The organism is Paenibacillus sp. FSL F4-0243 (assembly GCF_037963295.1).
Taxonomy (GTDB): Bacteria; Bacillota; Bacilli; order Paenibacillales; family Paenibacillaceae; genus Paenibacillus_AQ.
Genome location: NZ_CP150151.1, coordinates 3481945 through 3503328 on the forward strand (window position 1 = coordinate 3481945; position 21384 = coordinate 3503328).

Sequence of the window (21384 nt, forward strand, 5' to 3'; positions counted from 1 at the left end):
TTTATATAGTAGAGCATTATACTGCTAGAGTTCAGTGATTACCATAATAGGAGTGATATTTTGCAGACAAAGATCAACCTAGAAGGCGAATGGAAGTTGCAATTGGATGAGACAAAACAGGGACTAACCTTGCCTTTTACAGATGTTATCACACTGCCGGGAACAACGTCATACGCACGTAAAGGACCAAAGAACGAGGAAGTTTTAGTAAGCGCTCTAACCGATGAATATTTGTTTGAAGGGCAAGTCTGGTTTGCAAGAGAGGTATTCATTCCGGATGAGCTGGCCGGTAAGGCCTGCTATCTATTTTTGGAACGGACGAGACTTACGACGCTTTGGCTGGACAATACGGAGATCGGTAGCCGTAATAGTCTGAACACCCCGCATATATATGAATTGCCGAAGCTACAAGCTGGAATTCATACAATCACCGTCCGTGTGGACAATATCGATTACCCAACCAAAGGCGGACATTTGACTTCACAGGATACCCAGACCAACTGGAATGGAATTACCGGTCGTATGGAGCTTCAGTTCTATGGGGAATCGCAGCTTACTAATATCCGATTGGAGTCGAATCTGACTGAACGTACGGTTCGTATTACAGCAACTTTGGACAGCAACTGTGAAACTACGCTTGCGGTGTCTGCTCAAAGCTTCAATAGTGAAGAGACACACACGGTGGACGAGCGTGAGTTTCCTGTTTCACCGGGGCTTTTTTCCGTCGATTATGTGCTAGGCCAAAACGCGTTGCTCTGGAGTGAAGGCGCTCCCAATCTTTATAATATAACCCTTGTTTTGAAAGACAGGGATGGACATATTACTGACCAACAGGAGCTTATCTTTGGTTTGAAGGAATTCCGAGCGGAGGGCGACAAGTTTACAATCAACGGAGAGAAAACCTTTCTCCGCGGCAAACATGACGGCCTGATCTTCCCGCTCACCGGCTATGCCCCAACTGATGTCGAGGAATGGGTAAGAATCCTTGGCATTTCCAAGTCCTACGGTATCAATCATTATCGCTTCCATACCTGTTGTCCACCGGAGGCTGCATTTACCGCTGCGGATATGCTTGGGATCTATATGCAACCAGAACTTCCATTCTGGGGTACAATCACGGAAAAAACCGATGATGGCCATAATCAAGCAGAGCAGGATTATCTGATCAGTGAGGGTTATGCCATTCTCCAGGCCTTCGGCAATCATCCCTCCTTCGTGATGATGTCCCTTGGTAATGAGTTATGGGGCAGTAAAGCTAAAATTGATTCTTTCCTGAAGGACTATAAAGCGTTCGATAATCGGATTCTCTATACACAGGGCTCCAATAACCACCAATGGGTACCGGAAATTCTGGAACATGACGATTTCTTCAGTGGGGTACGCTTCTCCAGAGACCGACTATTTAGAGGCTCTTATGCCATGTGTGATGCACCACTAGGACATGTACAGACTGCCTTGCCGAGTACAATGAAGGATTATGATGATCAAATCGTACCTTTGGATCTCTTAGATGGAGAGAAGATCGAAGATACAGCTGGCGGTGAGATCCAGATTCAGTATGGTACCGAAGCCAAGACCGTGAAGGCAGATGAGGCATCCGGAGAATGGATACCGCATATTCCTGTTGTTTCGCATGAGATTGGACAATACGCAACCTATCCAAATTTTGAAGAGATCGAAAAATATAACGGACCACTCAAGGCCGAGAATTTCAAAATTTTCCGTGAACGCTTGGAAAGTAAGGGACTGGGGCATTTAGCCGCTAAATACTTCGAATGTTCAGGTCAGCTGGCCGTAGCCTGTTACAAAGAGGAACTCGAGGCGGCATTCCGCTCCCGGCGGCTTGCCGGCTTCCAGCTCCTGGATCTCCAGGATTTCAGCGGTCAGGGAACAGCATTAGTAGGTGTCCTCGACGCCTTTATGGATTCCAAAGGAATGATTAGCCCTGAGGAATGGCGAACCTTCTGTAATGATGCCGTTCTGCTGGCGAGATTTCCTAAGTATAACTATGTCTCCGGTGAACCGTTCGATGCCCATGTAGAGCTAAGCTGCTTCCGCAGCGGTTTGCCAGATACACTTGAATTACGTTGGGAACTAACTGTGGATAACGGCATTTTGACAGAAGGGACAACCGAGGTGAACGTTCCTGCAGGAACGAATTACATCGATATCTGCGATTTGGAAATAACGCTGCCTGTAGTTAACCGGATGAGTACTATCGTATTGTCTCTCTCGATACAGGGGACAGATATTCGTAAGAGCTACGATCTATGGATTTACCCAGAAAAGAGCGGCAATATGCTGGAAGGCATCCATGTATTCGACAAGCTGTCTAGTGATGCGCTTGCACTGCTGGAGCAAGGTGAGAGCGTGCTGCTGATGCCGAAACCGGAAACTCTCCAAAATGCTGTCGAAGGTTATTACTGCACAGATTTCTGGTGTTACCCAATGTTCCGCTCAATTTCAGAGAGCATGAACCGGCCAGTTCCTGTGGGTACCATGGGGCTGTTAATTGATAACAGCCATCCTGTATTCCACGAGTTCCCTACCGAGAAGTATTCAACCTATCCATGGTGGAATATCGTTCAGCACTCAAAATCCATTATCATGGATGAAGCTGATCGCAGTTGGAATCCCGTGGTGCAGACCATCGACAATTTTGAAAGAAATCATAAGCTTAGTTTCCTCGTGGAATGCAGCGTAGGAGCAGGCAACTTACTAGTGTGCGCTTTAGATGCAGACAAGGTAAGCGATACGCCTGAAGGAAGACAGTTCTTATCAAGCCTTGCGGGTTACATGAAATCCGCAGCGTTCAAACCACAATACAAAGCAACTGTTAACGAGCTTCTTGAGTTAATCAAGTAGGGGTTTGCTAAGGCTCTTCATTGTATTTCATATGGATGAACAGAACACAGGGACAGTGATTCTTTATATACGATGGACCGTTTAACAGCAGAGCAGCGATTCTCTAAGTCACGAGAGAACCGCTGCTCTTTTTGTGCTAGTTAGGACGCAGACTTCAACTTCAACAGTGTAATCATCCTCTAGCTTGTGAGAGTTTCGGACTCCAGTGAACCTATTACTCAGAAAGAGGCTCAATTACAGAGTTTTTATGCGAATAGCGACTATAGGGTCCGTTAGCATTCCAAAAGTGTAATAATACTGCGCTTAGGGTCATCTCAGTCCGATAGGTGCTACATCGTTGCAGGAGTTCTTGAATCTCAAACCAAACAAAAAGCAAAGGAGATCCCCAGTGGCCCTTCACGGCTAGAGGGAACTCCTTTTTCGCGTTCTACAAACGGCTTGTTTCTAGAATGGTTGTTTGTATTTATCTGCAACTGCGCAGATTAACAAACGATTTCACAGGGTTAGGGGCCTTCGAAAATGATAACCCGATGCTATCATTGGTAATGAAGCTGGATGAATAGAATTGTAAGCGCATTAACCGATGGCGCCAGAGCCGTTCTTAGTCATGAACAGCGCCAAATTAAGCAGGATTTGGGGGAACGGGAGAAGACATGAAACAAATTTTATTGAACGATCTAAAGTGGGAAGTCAAAGGGTACTGGCCTTGGGTTCCGTTAAAGGGCACCAGCATGGAGCTAGGGCAGGAATTGATGGGAGTTACAGACTGGATGCCGGCTACTGTGCCGGGTGGAGTTCATTATGATCTCTACAGACAGGGCTGGATTAGCAATCCTTATGAAGAGTTGAACAGCTTAAGCTGTGAATGGGTAGAGAACCGTTGGTGGGTTTACCGCACGACTTTGAAACATCCTGAGCTGAAGGCATCCCGAGTTGAACTGGTCTTTCAGGGGCTAGACTATGAAGCAGCTGTTTACGCCGACAATATCCTGTTGGGTGAACATAAGGGAATGTTCGAGCCGGCTGTATTCGATGTTACAGATCTCCTCTCGGAGCGGGAGAGTCTGGAAATCTCAGTGCTACTGAAGCAGGCACCGGATGAAATGGGGCAAATCGGCAAAACCTCGGCCACTTTCACGCAGAAGAGCCGTTTTAATTATAAATGGGATTTCTCCACCAGGTTAGTTAACGTCGGAATCTGGGATGATGTGGTACTGAGGGTTCACCGGGATTGTTCTTGGCAAGACGTGTCGATCACTACAGATGCGGAGTTTGGTGAAAATGACGGGCAGGTGTCTGGTCGAATTTCTATTCAGGCAAGCATCAAACAGATGGCTGGTCCTGAACATAAAGGAAGGCTGACAGCGAGCATCACTTGTTTTGATCCGAAGGGGAATCCGCTGCTGGTTCAGACGTACTCTGTTCTTGCGGGAGAAGTTGTGAACACGGAGCTCGAAATACCTGAACCTCAGCTATGGTATCCAAACGGTTACGGAGAACAACCGCTCTACAGCCTTGAGTTGAAGCTAATGGACGAAGACGATATGGAGCTCGATACACGAATCTTACAGACAGGCATCCGCAAACTTAATTATATCCTTAATGAAGGAAGCCCCGACAACGCGCTACCTTATACGGTTGTGATCAACGGGTGCAAGATTTATATAAAAGGGGTAAATATGACACCCTTGGATCATCTCTACGGAAATGTGACGGTCGAACAGTATCAGCAGATGATCCATCTTATGAAAGCGGCACATATCAACCTCGTTCGGGTATGGGGCGGTGGAATCATTGAGAAGAAAGCGTTTTACGACTTATGTGATGTAAACGGCATTATGGTCTGGCAGGAGTTCATCCAATCGAGTTCTGGCATTGATAATATTCCATCCAAGCAGCCAGAGTTCCTGGAACTGCTGCGTAAGACGGCTTGCACCGCACTCTGCGACAAACGCAATCATGTATCACTAACGGTATGGAGCGGCGGAAATGAATTAATGAGTGAACCAAACAAGCCTTCAGACCTCAGTGATTCCAATCTGGCGATGCTAAAGGGGCTGGTAGAGCAGTATGATCCGCAGCGGCTCTTTCTGCCGACCTCGGCATCTGGTCCGGTGGAGTATATTACGGAAGCCAAGGGCCAGGGGCATGATGTTCATGGCTACTGGAAGTATATGGGCAACCCCTATCACTACGAATTATATGGCAGTAACGATAATCTGCTGCATAGCGAATTTGGTGTGGACGGTCTGAGTTCTCTCAAAAGCCTAGAGAAATTTCTGAATGAAGCCAACCAGCAGCCTGTCTCGATGGAGAACAGCGCCGTATGGAGACATCACGGGGAGTGGTGGGATACGCTAAGCCGTGAAGAAGAAATGTTCGGTAGCATGAATGATTTGAAGCAGTTCTCTGCTTGCAGCCAATGGATGCAGGCAGAAGGAATCCGCTTCGTGCTTGAGGCTAACCGTCGCCGCAAATTCCGGAACAGCGGCAGCATTGTCTGGCAGTTCAACGAGCCATGGCCGAATGTGTCTTGCACCAATCTTGTAGATTATTATGGTGAAACTAAAATGGCCTACCACTGGGTGAAACAAGCCTTCCGTCCGCAGCATGCTTCGCTAGATTATCGCAGCCTACTTTTAACGCCTGGTACTAGATTTCATGGAAATGTATTCGTGCATGGTGTGGATGGAGGCAAGGTAAAGGTTGATTCAGAAGTGCTAGATGCAACGGGTAGAAGCCTATATCGGCAAACCTTCGAGGCAGAAGGAGACAAAGATCGTGCTGTCTGTGTTGGGGAGTTGAATTTCAGCGTGCCTGAGCCTGAGGATCTATTATATTTTGTCAGATTGTCATTCCGGAACATTGAAGAAGAATCGCAGCAAAATTTATATGTGTTCTCTACCGCTAACCAACATCTTTATGCCCCAGCACTTGATCTTACAGGTGGCAACCTTCAGGTGCGGCAGGAAAGCTTATGGCAACCTACTGGTGTAGGAAAGATAAGTCACCAAGCTCACTTCACTCTCCATAATACTGGTAGTGAAGTACTGTTACATGTACATGCAGAGGAGAAGGGGGACCGCTACTGGATGGAAGCAGAAGAACAGTTCCTCACCCTTTTTCCAGGAGAAAAAAGGACGGTGACGGTTACTTGCACACCAAAACTGTCGGGAGGATTTCTGGCTGGGGAGAATTACTGTAGTACCGACGGTCTGCCAGAAATTAAATTTTGCTCGTTTCTGACAGCACATGGCGATACGATACCAGATGAAGGAGAAGGAATTTATGAGTAAATCATTATGTTTTGTACCGGGGAAATACGTTCCGCTAAGTCGCTTTATTCTGAGTGGTGGATCTGAACCCATTGCTCTACCCGTTACTAGGGCTGTGGCCGATTACTTAAAATTGCACAACGCAGAACTACTGCTAGCCTGCTTGCGGAGCGGTGAAGTGACTTTCCACAGAGCCGCTTGGTCAACCCTGCGAGAGGATACAGTCGAGGCTGAGAACGCTGATGGAACCCAGAATTCAGAGGAAGGAGTGTTCGTATTGGTCAGCCCGTTGCTGACCAATACGCTTCCAGTAGTGTCACACTGGGATAACAGTGCTGCTGAGGGGAAAGGCGGCTTCCGTTATGGTGGGACCGACGGCATCGGGACCCTGCGGATGGACGAAGCTGGAGAGAAGGTTGTAGCTGAGCATGTAGTGCTCTATAATAACGATCCAGATAGCCCTTATGTATACAATACCGAAGATTATCAGTTGTTCGGCAGTAACGAAGGGGATAAAGCACTTAAAACCCCGCAATTTGAACGCTATATTGGTGACCGCTACAGTCTCTATGCAGTAGATGATTTAGTTGCCATCTCCTTGAGCGACCGTATCCTGAAGACCTTCGGGTATCCGGTGGTCTTCTGTAATGAAACCGCTGACGATGGGGCTCTTTTAAGCAATGCGCCTGTGTTTCAGCTCATCAGCGGCAGTCTGTTAGTTACGAAGAACGGTCAGCATAGCCTTGCGTCCTATATTTTGCCGCCCAATTGGAGTGCGAAAAATGTTAAGGGCTATCCGCTGTTATTCAACGGTTATTATGATGCCAATGAAAATACCTTCAGCACTGTAGGTCCCTCATTTCTGGAAATCATCGGAAAGACTCTAGCCAGCACAGGCAAAGGTGTTGTTGGTGTTCTCTGGAACGGTGAAGGTTACATCGGCAGCCGCTCCCTGCAAGGCTCCATTTACGCCGGCATTGGGACGGCAATTGCCAAAGGCCAAGATAGCTATGGTGGTGATGCGGAGCAGGTTGTGGCCGTAGGTGGCTCACGCGGTGGGCTGACCGCGTTGCTGGCGGGAGGCAATCCTCTAAGGCTGCCGTATCGGGTGCGGTACACATTGTGTTATGCACCTCCGCTAATTCTGAATGGGCTTACCCGTGAGTTTGCGGAAGGGGCATGCCCGTTGATCTGGCATGTGGCAGAGGTGGACACCGGTTACCGGGATATCTGGAAGAAGGACTGGCGGCATCCTCAGACCGGAAGATCAGGTATCGAGACTCTGCTACAGACACTTACGGGAGCTGGTAACTCTGCAAGTCTGCGGGAAACGACCGGACTGGAATCCGATTTCTTCTTAGACGGCCTTAAAGCGAGCGGCACTAAGCTACTGATAAACCACGGCACGCATGATGCCTTTACCCTCAGTCGATTCAGCTTTGCCTTCGCGGCCTTGGTCCGGCGTCACGGCATTCCACTTCGCCATGAGATCGGCTACCGCTTCGGGCATAACAACTGCACGGACCTTTACGAGCAGGCTGCTCTGTGTCTAAAAGCTATACTACAGGAACAGGAGCTTGAATTCACGGGGACGGTGCATTATCGCAGACGCAGTCCAGCTGCGGGCGAGTGGGAGCAGACGGAACGTTTTGTTCCGGTTCATCAGCCAGTTTTTCTGGAGGCACCGAAGTTCGTAGCGGTGGGTAGTCCAGTGGCTTGGACTCTTTATGGAGAGCCGGGAATGGAATACCGCCTAGAGCTGGGAATCCTAGATCAGCAGGCTTGGGAACAGAAGCAGCAGGTAGTCCGTAATGAGTGCATTACCCTCGCTTCCGGTGTTTTACCTGACAAACAGCATCCTCTTGAACTCTGCTCATGGCAGGATGGGGTAAGTCAACTCGCTGACGGGCAGCATGCGGGTTATTATCTCTATGAGTTATCTTACAGGCTCAAGGGTGAACAGGACTGGAACGTAGTATCTCCATCCCGTGTGCCGCAGCCCGGCGTGGAGCCGCAGGCGGTTCTCCGCATTTTGGAGGAGCAGCCCAATCCGGCGAGCGAAGCATTTCGAGCGGAAGCAGCCGTCCTATGCATTAGCTCAGGGCTAAGTGAGGCCTAAACAAAACGTCATACCATGAACATAAGCGGTGTACGACCATTCCGGTGCGTACATCGCTTTTTTTGAAATATAAGAAAGTATAAGTTTCATACCATACACAATCTCTTATATTTCTCGCATGATTGCTTGCCAGCAAAATAAGTAGCTTTACAAACGCTTTCGCAGGGTTACCGGATTTCGAGGTTTTGTAGGAAGCGCTATCATTTAAATATAACAACTATACAACGCCTGACCGGAGTGAATTCTTGGCTTCGGGAGGAAGGAAGGACAGGAGCATGATTGGAAGAACCACTGAACTAAATCCTTTAATGACTAAGAAAAAGAAAGGTTATCCTGTGCGGCGTCTATTTAGAGATTGGTCATCTTGGATATTAATTGTCCCTACGCTGTTTGCCTTTTTCTTTTTTTCCTGGCAGCCGCTGGTCAAGGGCATTGTGCTCTCATTTTTCAATACAGAGGGTTATAATGCCGTAAGCTTTGCCGGACTCCAGAATTACAAGGATGTGATACAGAACTCAGCATTTCAGCAGACACTGACCAACTCTTTCGTGTATGTGTTCTGGTCGCTGCTGATCGGTTTTGCTGTACCCATTATAGTCGCAGTTGTGATCAATGAGCTCAGGCATGGGAAATCGTTTTTCCGCTTTTCGGTCTTTTTTCCGAGCATGGTTCCCGGCATTGCTGCCTCGATGTTATGGATGTTTCTGTTTGAGCCTGGGAAGGGCGGCGTGCTGAATATTATGCTGAGTGCTCTGGGATTCCCGGTGCAGCAGTGGCTTCAGGACCCGGACATGACGATTATGCTGATTATTTTCACGATTACCTGGCGGAATTTCGGGGGAACGGTGCTGCTCTATCTAGCCAGTCTGCAAAGCATTAATCATGATCTGTACGAAGCGGCTTCCATCGATGGTGCGAATGTGTGGCGGAGATTTAAAAGCATCACCATTCCGCAAATCTCCAGCATGATCGGATTGATGATGATTTTGCAGATTAGCGGTGTATTCCAGATTTTCAACGAGCCTCTAGTCATGACCGAGGGTGGGCCAAACAATGCTTCGATGACGTTGATGCTGCAAAGTTATTATTATGCGTTCCGAAGTTTTGAAGCAGGGCATTCCATGGCGCTGGGGGTTATTACTTTTCTTGTTCTGATGGTGCTAACTATTATTTATTTCCGGCTGGATAAGAAATTGAACAGGGAGTAGAAGCTATGAAAACAAAAGAAGCATTTGGTATTATCGGCAATATAGAATATAGATCACCTTGGGTGCGCGTGCTGTACTGGTGCATGTTCATTCTGATGATTGTGCTTGCCGCCGTCTGTATTCTGCCTCCGGTCTGGATTATGGTTTCGAGTCTTAAAGACATCAAAGAGTTCTATGCGATCCCGCCCACCCTGATCCCTCGCTCATTCAATGTTGGCAAGCTATGGGAGACCTGGCAGGAATTTAACTTTTTCAGTTATTATCTGAATACGGCTTACTTAGCCGTCGGTTCTGTACTGTTCTGTCTTACGTTTAACGGGCTGGCAGGATATTTTTTTTCCAAGCTGAAGCCTCGAGGGAGTGCACTGCTGTTTGCTCTGATCGTGTGGACCATGATGGTTCCGAATACAGTCGGTATGGTGCCGCTGTTCAAAAACCTGATTGATTTTCCACTGCTGCACTTGAATCTGACCAATACCTACTGGCCGATGTGGTTTATGGCTGCCGTGAATCCAGTGGTAATTCTGATCTTCAAGAACTTTTTTGATACCATCCCACTGGCGCTGCTGGAAGCGGCCAAAATTGACGGAGCGAGCACCATCGGCATTTTTATCAGGATAATCCTCCCGCTTAGCGGACCAGTTATGGCCACAATTACAATACTAACGATGAACAGTGTCTGGCAGGACTTCTTCTGGCCTTTTATGGTGCTGAAGGATAAATCGACCTGGTCGGTCATTGTGGCCATCTATAATCTGAAAGCGACTTTGCCGCAGGACATTCAGTTTATTGCGCTGACGTTTGCGATTCTGCCGCCGATTATTCTGTTTGTTTTTTTCCAAAAGTACATTATGAACGGACAATCCATGGGCGGCAGCATTAAAGGGTAACATCACCCGATCACAAACCATTTCACAGTTTTGCCCCGTAGGGTGCTGTAGAAGGTGCGTGGTAAGATGATTTCAGATTTAAAAGAAAGCGCTTTACATGTTGTGAAGAATGCTTTAACAATAAGACTAGGGGGAATTACATTGAGAATCGAACACACCAAAAAAATTACAGCTACACTGGCGCTAACGCTGCTACTTACGGCCGGTCTGGCTGGCTGCGGAGGCTCCAAAGAAGAGAACGCCGGAGGGAATACGGAGGAAGCGAGCAACAAACAGGTGACGATCAAGGTCAGCAACTGGCCGAAGCCGAATGAGGAAGCCAAAATTGCCCAGTATGAGCAGCTCATGGCGAAGATGAAAGCTAATTATCCAGATATCATTGTGGACAAGGATGAATGGGGTTATGATGTCAGCTCTTTCTTGCCTAAAGCGGCTAGCGGTCAGCTTCCTACGGTGTACGAAACCTTTTTTACAGAAACTAGCAAAATCATTAAGGCAAATTACGCGGCAGATATCACGGATACGATGAAAAAATATGGCTATGACAAAGCGATCAATCCAGATCTGCTGAAGATGGTGACCAAGGACGGCAAATATTACGGGATTCCGAAGGACGGCTACGTGATGGGGATGCTGTACAATATGAATCTCTTCAAGGAAGCTGGACTGCTGGACGATAAGGGCATACCAAAGTTCCCTAAAACATATGAAGAGCTGGCACAAACTGCGCAGATCATCAAGCAAAAGACCGGTAAGGCGGGAATATTCCTGCCAACCAAAAGCGGCCAGGGTGGCTGGATGTTCATGAACATTGCTTGGGCTTACGGCGCGGAATTCGAGAAACAGGTAGATGGAAAATGGCAAGCGGTGTTCAATTCTCCAGAGGCAGCGGCGGCCCTGCAATATGTGAAGGACTTGAAATGGAAATATGATGTCCTGCCGGACAATAATCTGGTGGATGTTACGAATGACATGTTCCGCATGTTCGGAACCGATCAAGTCGCTATGAGCTTCGGCATGAATGACTGGCCTCCAGTCATCCAGCAGCAGACCAAAATGTCTAAAGATAATGTAGCAATGTCCGCCCTTCCAGTTGGACCGATCGGGAAACCTGTAACTCTGCTCGGCGGTGGTCTATATATGTTCTCGCCTAATGTAACCCCTGAGCAGATTGATGCTGGATTCAAATGGCTAAAAACCTACGGCTTCACACCGGAGTCCTCAGAAGAGGCATTAACTGGTTGGGATATCGAGAAAAAGACACTGAGTGATCAGGGGCTGATCGTAGGCCCTTACGGCCTGCGGATTTGGACAGATGAGAAACGGATTGGTGAAGAACAGAAGATTCTCGACAAATACAACAATGTAAACTTGGATTTGTTCCGTGATTATATGGACAACGGCAGCAAAGGCATGCGGGCAGAAGAGCCGGTCAACGCTCAGGAATTGTACCAGAAGCTGGATATTGTACTGCAAACCGTCCTAACAGACAAAAACGCAGATCCACTGGAGATTTTGACTAAGGCTGCTGAAGAATTCCAACGTGATTATCTCGACAAGGTGAAATAAACACAGTCAAACGGCGGCGTCGTCCTTCTGAAGGGCGGCGATGCCGTTTCTGCGTAGATTGACAAATCTACTCTAAGGGATAAAGGAGAGGTGCATTATATGGCAGCAAAAGAATGGGGAGGCTGGAGCGCGCGATGGATCTGGCCTTTGGATGAGGATGGGACAGAAAGTTGGGAGCAGCAACACGAGCGAGTGTATTTTCGCAAAATGTTTGAGCTGCCAGCTGGAGCCGGGAGGGCCTACAGTCTGAATTTGGCCATTACTGCTGACAGTCGCTACAGACTCTTTGTTAACGGGCAGCGTTTATGGGCCGGTCCTTGCAAGGGTCATGGTCATGTACACTATTATGAGGAGTTCAGTTTGGACGACGTTTTGCAACCAGGTATAAATGTAATTGCTGTTATGGTAGTTCATTATGCTGGGACTTCGCCATTTGAGCTGGGTGAAGACGGTCCTCTATCGATTTGGCGCTCGCAAAAAGGCGGCTTGCTTGTTGAAGCGGATGTTATGAAAAATGGGCAGCTTGTGCAGGAACTCAATACGGATACCTCATGGAAAAGCATTAGGGACCACAGCTACCGGCTTCAGCCGTTTCCGATTATGCGCTGGATGGGCGGATTGGAAGAGGTGGAGGGGGACGTAGCGCTGCTGGATTGGACGCTGCCGGAATATGACGACAGCGCCTGGTTAGCCGCAAGGATTGTACAGCCGGTGCGGGATGATTATGGCCAATTGGCCCCATGGCAACTGGACAAACGTCCGATTCCGCTGCTGTATGAGCGGGAGCAGCTCTTCCTGAAGCTGATGCGGAGCAGCAGTGGTGAAGGAGATGCCCTATTTGAAAAAGGGCATTGTCTGGAGCTGCGGAATGAAGCTAGTGAGGTTGCCCTGCCATTAGCAGGAATACACGTGGAAGCGGGACAGCAACTCTGGCTGGAGTTGGATGCAGGTGAGCTAATCACAGCTTATCCGCAGCTTAAGCTTCTTGGGGGGGAAGGTAGCCGGATCACCCTCCTGTACGCCGAGTGCTACGAAGAAGAGACTGGGGATGACGAGATCCGCCGCAAAGCTGTCCGCGATGATATGCAGGAGCATGTGTTAAGAGGCGGTTATGACAGCTACTATCCAGCCGGTTATGGCACCTCGGTGCAGATGGAATGCTATGAGCCATTCTGGTTTCGTACTTTCCGGTATGTCCGGCTGGAGGTGAATACTGGAGCTGAGCCTTTGACGATATCCGGCTTCAGTTATCGGGAGACCGGATATCCTTTGCTGCCGGAAGGAAGCTTTCATTGCAACGATGAACGATATAACCAGCTCTGGGAGCTGAGTGTCCGAACACTACAACGCTGCATGCATGAGACCTACGAGGATACGCCGTATTATGAACAGCTGCAATATACCATGGATACCAAACTGATGATGGAATTTACGTACCTGTTATCAGGAGACGACCAATTGGCACGGAGGGCAATGGAAGATTATAGGGCTTCGCAGCTGCCAAACGGCATGTTGCAAAGCCGCTACCCCTCCGTGCTGCCACAGGTCATCCCCTCCTTTTCTTTATATTGGATCGGGATGATTCATGACCACTACAGATCCTTCGGAGATCTGGCTATCATAAATCGGTACCGACTGCCACTGTTATCCGTATTGGACTGGTTCGATCAGCGACTGACACCGCAAGGTCTGGTGGACAGAACGCCTCGCCAATATTGGAATTATTTTGACTGGGTGGAAGAATGGCCACTCGGTGCACCAGATTGTACGGATGATGCACCTGCAACCGTGCTTAGCTTGATGTATGCGGCCGCGTTGGAGCAAGCGGCTGAATTGCTTGCCGCCAGCGGGTGGACGCAGATTGCAATTGAATTGCGTCAGCGCAAAGCCGCGGTCAACGCTGCGGTACTGGATTGCTGTCGCCAATCGAACAGCTTGATGTTCCGCGACAGTCCGGCGGCAACAGCGGAAACACAGCTGAGCCAGCATACGCAGGTCTGGGCGATTTTAGCAGGCACTGTGGACGCTGTAGAGGGGGCAGCACTACTAGAGACTACAATGGCTGACACATCACTGGCTAAGCTTTCACTGCCGATGAGCTATTATCTTTTTCGCGCGTTGGAACATTGCGGATTGTATGACCGCTCCTTCGGACTATGGGCACGCTGGATGAAGCAGCTGGATTTGAACCTCACTACACTCCCAGAAATGGACTCTGTTGGAACCAGAAGTGACTGTCACGCCTGGAGCGCGCTGCCGATCACTGAGTTCACAAGAGGGATATTGGGTGTCCGGCAAGGGATAGGGGGAATAACCATAAAGCCACATTGCGGCGAACTGCAACAGGCCAGTGGAATCGTAAGCACAAGTCTGGGTCCAATACATGTGAAATGGGAAATCCATTCAGAAGGGGGACATAAAAGCTTCCATTTTGAAGCTAACTGGCCAGCCGGTTCGGCGATTACAATTATCTTGCCTAATCATGAAGTGCTGCTGACAGATGCAGGTTCTTTTTATAAGGAGATCGACTTTAGTCACTTTAGCTGATAGTCTGATTTCAATTGATCTTCGTTTTCGTTGATTCATACACCAGAGGGGGATGGGGAGTTATATGTTCAGATCATTCGGCCGCAACATCCGCCTTGTCCTGGTGTTGTTTATTACCGTTTACATTGCCGCTTCGAGTTTCATTTTGTACCGTACTATGGAGCATAGAAGTTTGGATATGTTGCGGCTGTTGTCCGTTCAATACACTGGACAGCAGCATAAGAACACTCTTTTGTTCATGAACTGGCTAGAGGAGACCTCCAAGCTTATCTCCAACAATCAGGTGGTACAAAATGCGTTGAAAAAACCAGCATATGATGGAGCGATTTCTCCGATACTTGAGGGCATTCGCTCCTCTAGCAGTGACATTCTCGGCATTTATATTTGGGGTGAAGCAGGGGGGACGTACTCCTCGAGCAATGTATCCGGGCTTCTCCCCTTTACAGAGATCAAGAAAGTTCCAGGGATGGAACAATTTCTGGATAATCGGGAACAGGCTTTGCGCTGGACGGTGCTGAACCGGGAACATCTGATGAACGCGCCTTCTGATCTGCGCGATCGTCTGCTGCTTGAGGTGAAAATTCAGAACACGGAGGGGCAAATTTTAGGTCTGCTCTCGCTCGAAGTTGAGATTGACAAGCTGTACAGCTTCTACCTGTCAGGCAAGAATACGATCTACGGCGAGAATGAAGTTTATCTGCTGACAAGTAACGGAAAGCTGCTGAATGCGGCGGATGTGCCCATGAAGCGACTGCAAGAAATTAGAACTGCGCTGACCACACCGGAGAAGGATAATCCAGCTATGCCGGAAGAACAAGATAGTTCAAGTAGCGGTGCTATGGATTTGTTGGAGCGTGAAACGGCCGACGGCTTGATTTTGCTCTATCCGCTGCCCGAATCGGACGAGCGGATTGTCACCTATATCTCTGCAGACGGGATGAATGCAGAGCTCCGGACATTTAAGTATTTAATGATCGTTTTAAACATCGTCGTTTTCATAGTGTTCTGGTTGCTGATCTCAATGCTTAGTGGCAGTATTGTTAATCCGCTGAAACAGTTGTACTTGAAAATTAACTCCACGATGAAAGACTAAGATTGGCATGCTGAATGGCAGACAGAATCTATGAAGCAGATTTCAGACTACCCGCTAAAATCTGCAAAAGGTCACTGGCTAGCAGTGCTTATATCTACTCAGACAAAGAGGTGTCCCCAAAAGCAATGAATTGGTTGCTTGTGCTTGGGACGTCTTTTGGTGTTTTTAATAGAGTAGAGAAGGCGATGCACAGACTAACCTATGCTTCACAACATATCTCGCTCTGGCAGATTAAACTGTGTGCCTTACAATTTGTGGCGATATAGCATTCTATCATTAGAATCAGATTATGGAATGATTTTCTGATATTCATGAATTGGAACAATGTGGTGAAATGTAATATTTGTGAGAAGAGTAATCAACAAAAATAGAGGATGGAACAAATATTTCATGGGTAACGACTTATACAGAAAACTTGGTGCATCCTTTCTAATTTCCGCTGGAGTAATCTATGTTATCGAACGTGTGGGCTCTTTGAAGGCTCGCAGCCATGAAATTGTAGCGTTATACAAAGCAAAAACGTTTGAGGCTCTACCTGAAACTCATATTACAGGCTTCTTCGATAATATCTTTGTGCCAATCCTTTCGTTCCTTGGTATGATACTTTTCGTATATGGGTTCCCAAAAAAAATAAAATGAGACTTTTTTGTTTTGCAGCTAGGGCAAAAAAACCAATTTCCATGATACTTAATTAATTGACAGAGGAGGTGCTTAAATGGCGGAAGGAAGATGTGGTATTATCAAATGGTTCAAAGAAGATAAAGGTGGAAGGTAACCATGTTTTTGTTCACTTTAGCGAGATACTACCAGACCCTATTAAGTTACCGAAAGGCTTTCGGTCTTAAAAAGAGTCAAAAAGTTGCATTCGACCTATTCGAGTTCCCTAGTATAGCTGATTCTCAGAGCAGGAGAGCTAAGAATGTGCAAATTTTAGAGGATTGAAGGAATAGAGACGTACTTCATGAATGTATGGACTTTCGGGACTCATAATTAAGTTAACGGGGACTATAGTGGAATTGCGGTTGCTCCGGCAGCCGTTTTTATTTGCTTAACTAACGGGCAGGATAGTGGAATAAAGATTTGGGTTGTATAATCAAAAATAGTATAAGCATTCTTATAAAATGGATAAATAAGGAGAAAAATGAACATCGAAGATTACAAAGGTAATGATGATTTACAACTGTATGATTCAGTCATAAAGAAACTCATAATTGACCACCAAAACAAGACCGTTGAGTTTTACTTTCTTAAGGTAATTGAGCGAGTAGACAGAAGTGAGCACAGCTTCACCTATAAAGTAAGGGAAGCAAGGCTAAAATTTTCAGGTGTGGTATATGCGAAACTACCATATTGGATGGAATTTGATGAATGGAGTGAATTTTACCGCTCCGCAGTTATCAAAACTTCAAGTATTCTACAAAGAGTTCCCGAACGAGCACAAAAACACAAAGAACTCCAACATATCTATTTGGGTATAGACAATGGTAATGAATATGTAGAACAAGATATAATCTGCGAAAGCTTTGCCATGGAAATGGAACCAGAAGAGTACATTTTACATAATGATTTCGACTGGTTATATGAAGAATAATACTGATATGCATTCAACTAAAGGGAAACAATAGTTCAATAGCCAAACATGACCACTCCAACGATGGTGGGCTCAGCTTAGATATTGTTATAAAATAATAATTTATGAAATGCGCTTCAAATCCTTTAAATATATCTATGATTGTTTATAACTAACAAAACGAATTGTGTAGGCTTCTGCTGTACCTCTATTAGTAATATTATTTATGTTTTCGTAATTGTATTGCGCTCTGTTTGTCCTGTTGTACGAACCGTTAATTACAGTATTTATATCGATCACACAAAATTACTGAATAATGGTGGTCATGTTGGTTATGGAATACGTCTATCAGAAAGGCAAAAAGGGTACGGTACACGGCTATTGGCTCAATCCTTAGAAAAGCTGAAGGAATTGGGTACAAAAAAAGCACTTATTGTATGTGATGAAGGTATGATAGTGATTGTTCATTAAATCGTAATTAAACAAACCACTGTTATTAGATACATCACGGTGATGCGTATCGCACATACTGGTACAGCGGAATGTAGAGTTGCCAATAGAAGCAGCAATGCTAAAAGTGACAGTAGGTACATAGATCACAGCGCTCCACATGTGTGGAGTGCTGTGTGTCGCTAGCTAGTTAGAAAGTATTATTTAGAGCCACATTTACCTACCTATTCTTAGCTCAGGCGGTAGTTGCGCTTGGGCTTTTTAATTATTAAGAGTCAGGACATCTCAATGCAACTTGCATCTGGTGATATTCACCTTAAAAGCTGACATACAACAAACTTGTTCCTTGGGAGCTTTTTCTGAATATTCCAGCACCAAAGTGTCATCTGGATAATGAGTCAGTGCCACCGTGTCAATGACATGAGCATTCAATTAGATGATGGCTCTCAGTCAATCAATTCAACTATTGTTTCCTAGTAACTTAATAAAATGTTAATTTTTTGTATCTCATAAAATATGATGTTTCCAATCTATCCACTTCAAGCCTCTCATAACCTCATGAGAACCACATCTCTTCATTTGAACCGAGAAGGGTAAATTATTCTCATTAGTCTATTTTTAAGTCTGTTTTTTTTCTTCAGAATTTCAAATGGACGCATCATCTCGTAATCTTCATGTTCGAGCATGTGACAATGCCATACAAAAAGTCCAGCGAAAGGATCAAAACTACCGATAAAAGAGGTAACGTAACCAGAGGGAGCACGAATGGTATCTTTAAACCCTCTTTCGTTTGGTTCAGGAGGAGCCGCAGGTCCTGTAAATTTAAGTTTTCCTGTAGCTTGGAAATGAGCAACGTCAAAGGGCTGGCGCTCTAGAATTTGCATGTCAACGACATGTAGATGAATGGGGTGGTCATCCGCAGACAGATTAATTAACCGCCAGATCTCAACAGTTCCTACGTCCATTTTCTCGGATATAGGATCATTCCACATTTTACTGTCAAGTAAATTTAATGATCTTCCATATTTATCCTCCACTCTGACGAGTGTGAGATCTCTAGTCCTTGTTGCCATCTCTCTAGATAGGAAATTAATTTTCGTCAAATGATCTGGTAGGGAACTGGTATCTTTACCTTTTAACGGTGTGGTTACTCTAAACTGTATCACATCAGTTGTCTCTGTGGAGGCACCCTTAAAGCCATTTTTAAGAATGATCGTCTTACCATAAGATCGAGAAAAATCGACGATCACATCCGCTCGCTCAGTTGTTAGAAGGAGGATCTCATTCATTTTCACTGGTTTCTCCAGCAATCCACGATCGACTCCAATTTGATAAAATGGCTGTCCAGAGTCCAGCTTGAGTGTAATAGCTCGACTATTACAGTAATTTAATATGCGAAATCGGTATTTTCTCGGTTCTACTTCAAGATAAGGGGAAACTTTGCCATTTACTAAAATGTAATCTGCGTCAAAAGGAGTAACAATCGAGGGATAAGGAAGACGAGGATTGTTTTTATCCGGTGTATCGGGGTAAAAGAGCGAGCCATCTGGGTTGAATGAACGATCCTGAATCATAAGAGGGATTTCATATGTTCCCGTCGGTAGATTCAGAGATTGTTCATGCTGATCACGAATGATATAAAAGCCTCCAAGTCCCGCATAATTGTTTAATCTCGTAATACCCATTGTGTGGTCATGATAAAATAACGTAGTGGCTTCAAGGTTTGGGTACTCAGATACTTTTCTTTTAAACATAGGTCCTGTTTGTTCAAAATTTTTCGTAAACCAAGCTTCAGGGTAGCCATCACTATGGTCAAGTTGTTTTCCTCCGTGTAAATGAACCACGGTTCTAACCTGTGGAAGTGTTTTTTCTGCACCATGAATGGTGGTATCGATGGGAAGAAAATGCTTTTTGGGCAGATCATTCATCCATTTGACATATGTCGTTTCATCCTTCATCACGTCGAAAGTCGGTCCCGGGTACATTCCGTTGTAGCCCCATAAGCGGGTAGGCCCTAAATCACGATGTAGTTTTTGGGTAAATTCCCTCATGGTCACTTCATAATACGAACCTTTCTTGTCTCGCTTGATCGGGGAAATGGTTTTGGGAATCGGCAGTTTATCGCCGAATTTTTGAAGTTTTACTTTTGGGGGCATATAAGTGGAGACCTCCTCACGGTTAATACCTTATAAAAACATATGAACGAAAGATGTCCCATTATGTTTATTTGTGAACTTCTGTTGGAAGCTTTGGACTGTCAACACTAAATTAAACAATTTTTATAAGGCGCTAAGTTTCTAAATTCGCTCGGACTGAGGTAGCCGAGTGTGCTATGTGTCCGAATATTATTGTTCCAATTGATGTAATGAAACAGTTCAAGATCTAGTTGTTCAAGCGAGAGAAAATTCACGCCATTGATTGATTCTGTCTTTAATAGTTTAAATGTCGCTTCTGCCACCGAATTATTATAAGGTTTTCCTTTACGTCTCAGCGAGCGTTGAAACTATTCGGTTTAGACTCATCAATAAATCTAAGTCAGGCAACTCTTTTTTCGTTGATTACCTACCGTTAGAACCGATTCTCCAATTGCCAATAATAGTAATATAGTTCTCATTGCTTTCCGACTCCTTCTCATTTACCAATTCCTTCTATTAGCTTAATAATATGATATTTTAGAATAGAAATACTGCGCTTGGTTATGGTAATTCGAGTGTGTGTATTCAGAGCTTTAATTCTTTTATCTACATATATCATAAACCTCATACATAAATATTGAACATGGCTCGGATCCTTTAAAATAAAAGGAAGTCTCATTCACTGTTTCAATATGATTATATGAGGGAGGCAAAGCATGCAATCCCCCTATCCGGTGTATCCTTTTATCGGTTACAAAACCAAGACCGTAAAGCAGCCAGTAGCATTTCCACCACAGCACCAAGATCAGGTTCCTGGTCTGGAGTACTTAATGACGCCGCGTCCTATCTTTGATTATCCGGGGTATGTTGGCAGCTGTAAGCTGAAAGGGAAGGTCGCGATCATTACAGGGGGCGACAGCGGATTTGGACGTGCTATTGCAGCAGCATATGCCAAAGAAGGCGCTGATCTGGCAATTGTATATTTAAATGAGCATATCGATGCGGCAGAAACCAAAGAATATGTTGAGCAATTTGGCACTCGTTGTCTGCTCTTGCCTCGAGACCTTCGTGATCCCACCAGTTCGCCTGATATTATAGCTGAAACGCTCCGTTATTTTAATAGACTGGATATCTTAATTAATAACGCTGCCGTTCAACCTTTCACGGGCAGTATTATGGACATATCCAATGAACAGCTCGAAAATACGTTTCGAACCAATATATTTCCCATGTTTTATTTGACAAAAGCAGCTTTGCCTTATCTGGATAGAGGTAGCGCTATCATCAACACAACCTCACGGGTTGCCTACGAGGGAGACAAGAATGTCATTGATTACTCTACAACAAAGGGAGCTATTGTAAGCTTTACTCGCAGCATGGCGTTGTCTTTAGCTGAACAATGTATTAGGGTAAATGCGGTCGCGCCTGGACCGTCATGGACGCCTCTAAATGTTAGTACCTATTCCAAGGAGTATGTAGCTACTCTGGGAACCGATAGTCCGTTTGGACGTGCCGGACAACCGTTTGAGATTGCACCAGCCTACGTATACCTTGCATCTAGTGAATCTATGTATGTCACAGGCCAAGTGATCCATGTTAATGGAGGATTGATTCGTTACTCGTAATTTGTTTGTTTGATATTAGCTAGTGAAATAAGCTGGAT

At 45.8% G+C, this 21384-nt stretch carries 12 protein-coding genes; 11 read left to right on the forward strand and 1 reads right to left on the reverse strand.

Translation table 11 applies throughout. From position 1 onward, the window contains the following. Nucleotides 1-60: 60 nt before the first annotated feature. From NSS87_RS15430 to NSS87_RS15475, 10 genes are all read left to right on the forward strand, one after another. Nucleotides 61-2865, forward strand: a complete 2805-nt coding sequence (locus NSS87_RS15430; RefSeq protein ID WP_339248347.1) for a glycoside hydrolase family 2 TIM barrel-domain containing protein — start codon at nucleotides 61-63, stop codon at nucleotides 2863-2865. 653 nt (nucleotides 2866-3518) lie between these two features. Beyond that, complete coding sequence (locus tag NSS87_RS15435) at nucleotides 3519-6161, forward strand: glycoside hydrolase family 2 TIM barrel-domain containing protein (RefSeq protein WP_339240976.1); 2643 nt, start codon at nucleotides 3519-3521, stop codon at nucleotides 6159-6161. Further along, on the forward strand, nucleotides 6154-8259 hold the full coding sequence (locus tag NSS87_RS15440) for an alpha/beta hydrolase (RefSeq protein WP_042188343.1): 2106 nt from the start codon (nucleotides 6154-6156) through the stop codon (nucleotides 8257-8259). Before NSS87_RS15435 ends, NSS87_RS15440 begins: the two co-directional genes overlap by 8 nt. Before the next feature lie 275 nt (nucleotides 8260-8534). Next, a complete protein-coding gene (locus NSS87_RS15445) occupies nucleotides 8535-9467 on the forward strand; it encodes a sugar ABC transporter permease (RefSeq protein WP_197071202.1) in 933 nt (310 codons plus the stop codon). Between the two features lie 5 nt (nucleotides 9468-9472). Then, nucleotides 9473-10357 carry a carbohydrate ABC transporter permease gene (locus tag NSS87_RS15450; RefSeq protein ID WP_339240981.1) on the forward strand — a complete coding sequence of 295 codons (885 nt, stop codon included), beginning with the start codon at nucleotides 9473-9475 and terminating at the stop codon, nucleotides 10355-10357. A gap of 141 nt (nucleotides 10358-10498) precedes the next feature. Beyond that, complete coding sequence (locus NSS87_RS15455; protein WP_156113113.1) at nucleotides 10499-11926, forward strand: extracellular solute-binding protein; 1428 nt, start codon at nucleotides 10499-10501, stop codon at nucleotides 11924-11926. A gap of 99 nt (nucleotides 11927-12025) precedes the next feature. Next, nucleotides 12026-14473, forward strand: coding sequence for an alpha-L-rhamnosidase C-terminal domain-containing protein (locus NSS87_RS15460; protein ID WP_339240985.1), 2448 nt, complete (start codon nucleotides 12026-12028; stop codon nucleotides 14471-14473). A gap of 64 nt (nucleotides 14474-14537) precedes the next feature. Then, complete coding sequence (locus NSS87_RS15465; protein ID WP_042188350.1) at nucleotides 14538-15566, forward strand: cache domain-containing protein; 1029 nt, start codon at nucleotides 14538-14540, stop codon at nucleotides 15564-15566. Nucleotides 15567-15580: 14 nt separating this feature from the next. Beyond that, nucleotides 15581-15832 carry a hypothetical protein gene (locus NSS87_RS15470; protein ID WP_339240987.1) on the forward strand — a complete coding sequence of 84 codons (252 nt, stop codon included), beginning with the start codon at nucleotides 15581-15583 and terminating at the stop codon, nucleotides 15830-15832. 875 nt (nucleotides 15833-16707) lie between these two features. Continuing rightward, nucleotides 16708-17157 carry a hypothetical protein gene (locus NSS87_RS15475; RefSeq protein ID WP_339240988.1) on the forward strand — a complete coding sequence of 150 codons (450 nt, stop codon included), beginning with the start codon at nucleotides 16708-16710 and terminating at the stop codon, nucleotides 17155-17157. A gap of 1004 nt (nucleotides 17158-18161) precedes the next feature. Here the strand turns inward: NSS87_RS15475 and NSS87_RS15480 are convergent. Next, nucleotides 18162-19742, reverse strand: a complete 1581-nt coding sequence (locus tag NSS87_RS15480) for a multicopper oxidase (RefSeq protein ID WP_339240990.1) — start codon at nucleotides 19740-19742, stop codon at nucleotides 18162-18164. 695 nt (nucleotides 19743-20437) lie between these two features. On the opposite strand from NSS87_RS15480, the gene NSS87_RS15485 reads away from it, so the two are divergent. Beyond that, a complete protein-coding gene (locus tag NSS87_RS15485; protein WP_339240993.1) occupies nucleotides 20438-21346 on the forward strand; it encodes an SDR family oxidoreductase in 909 nt (302 codons plus the stop codon). The last annotated feature ends 38 nt before the right edge of the window (nucleotides 21347-21384 follow it).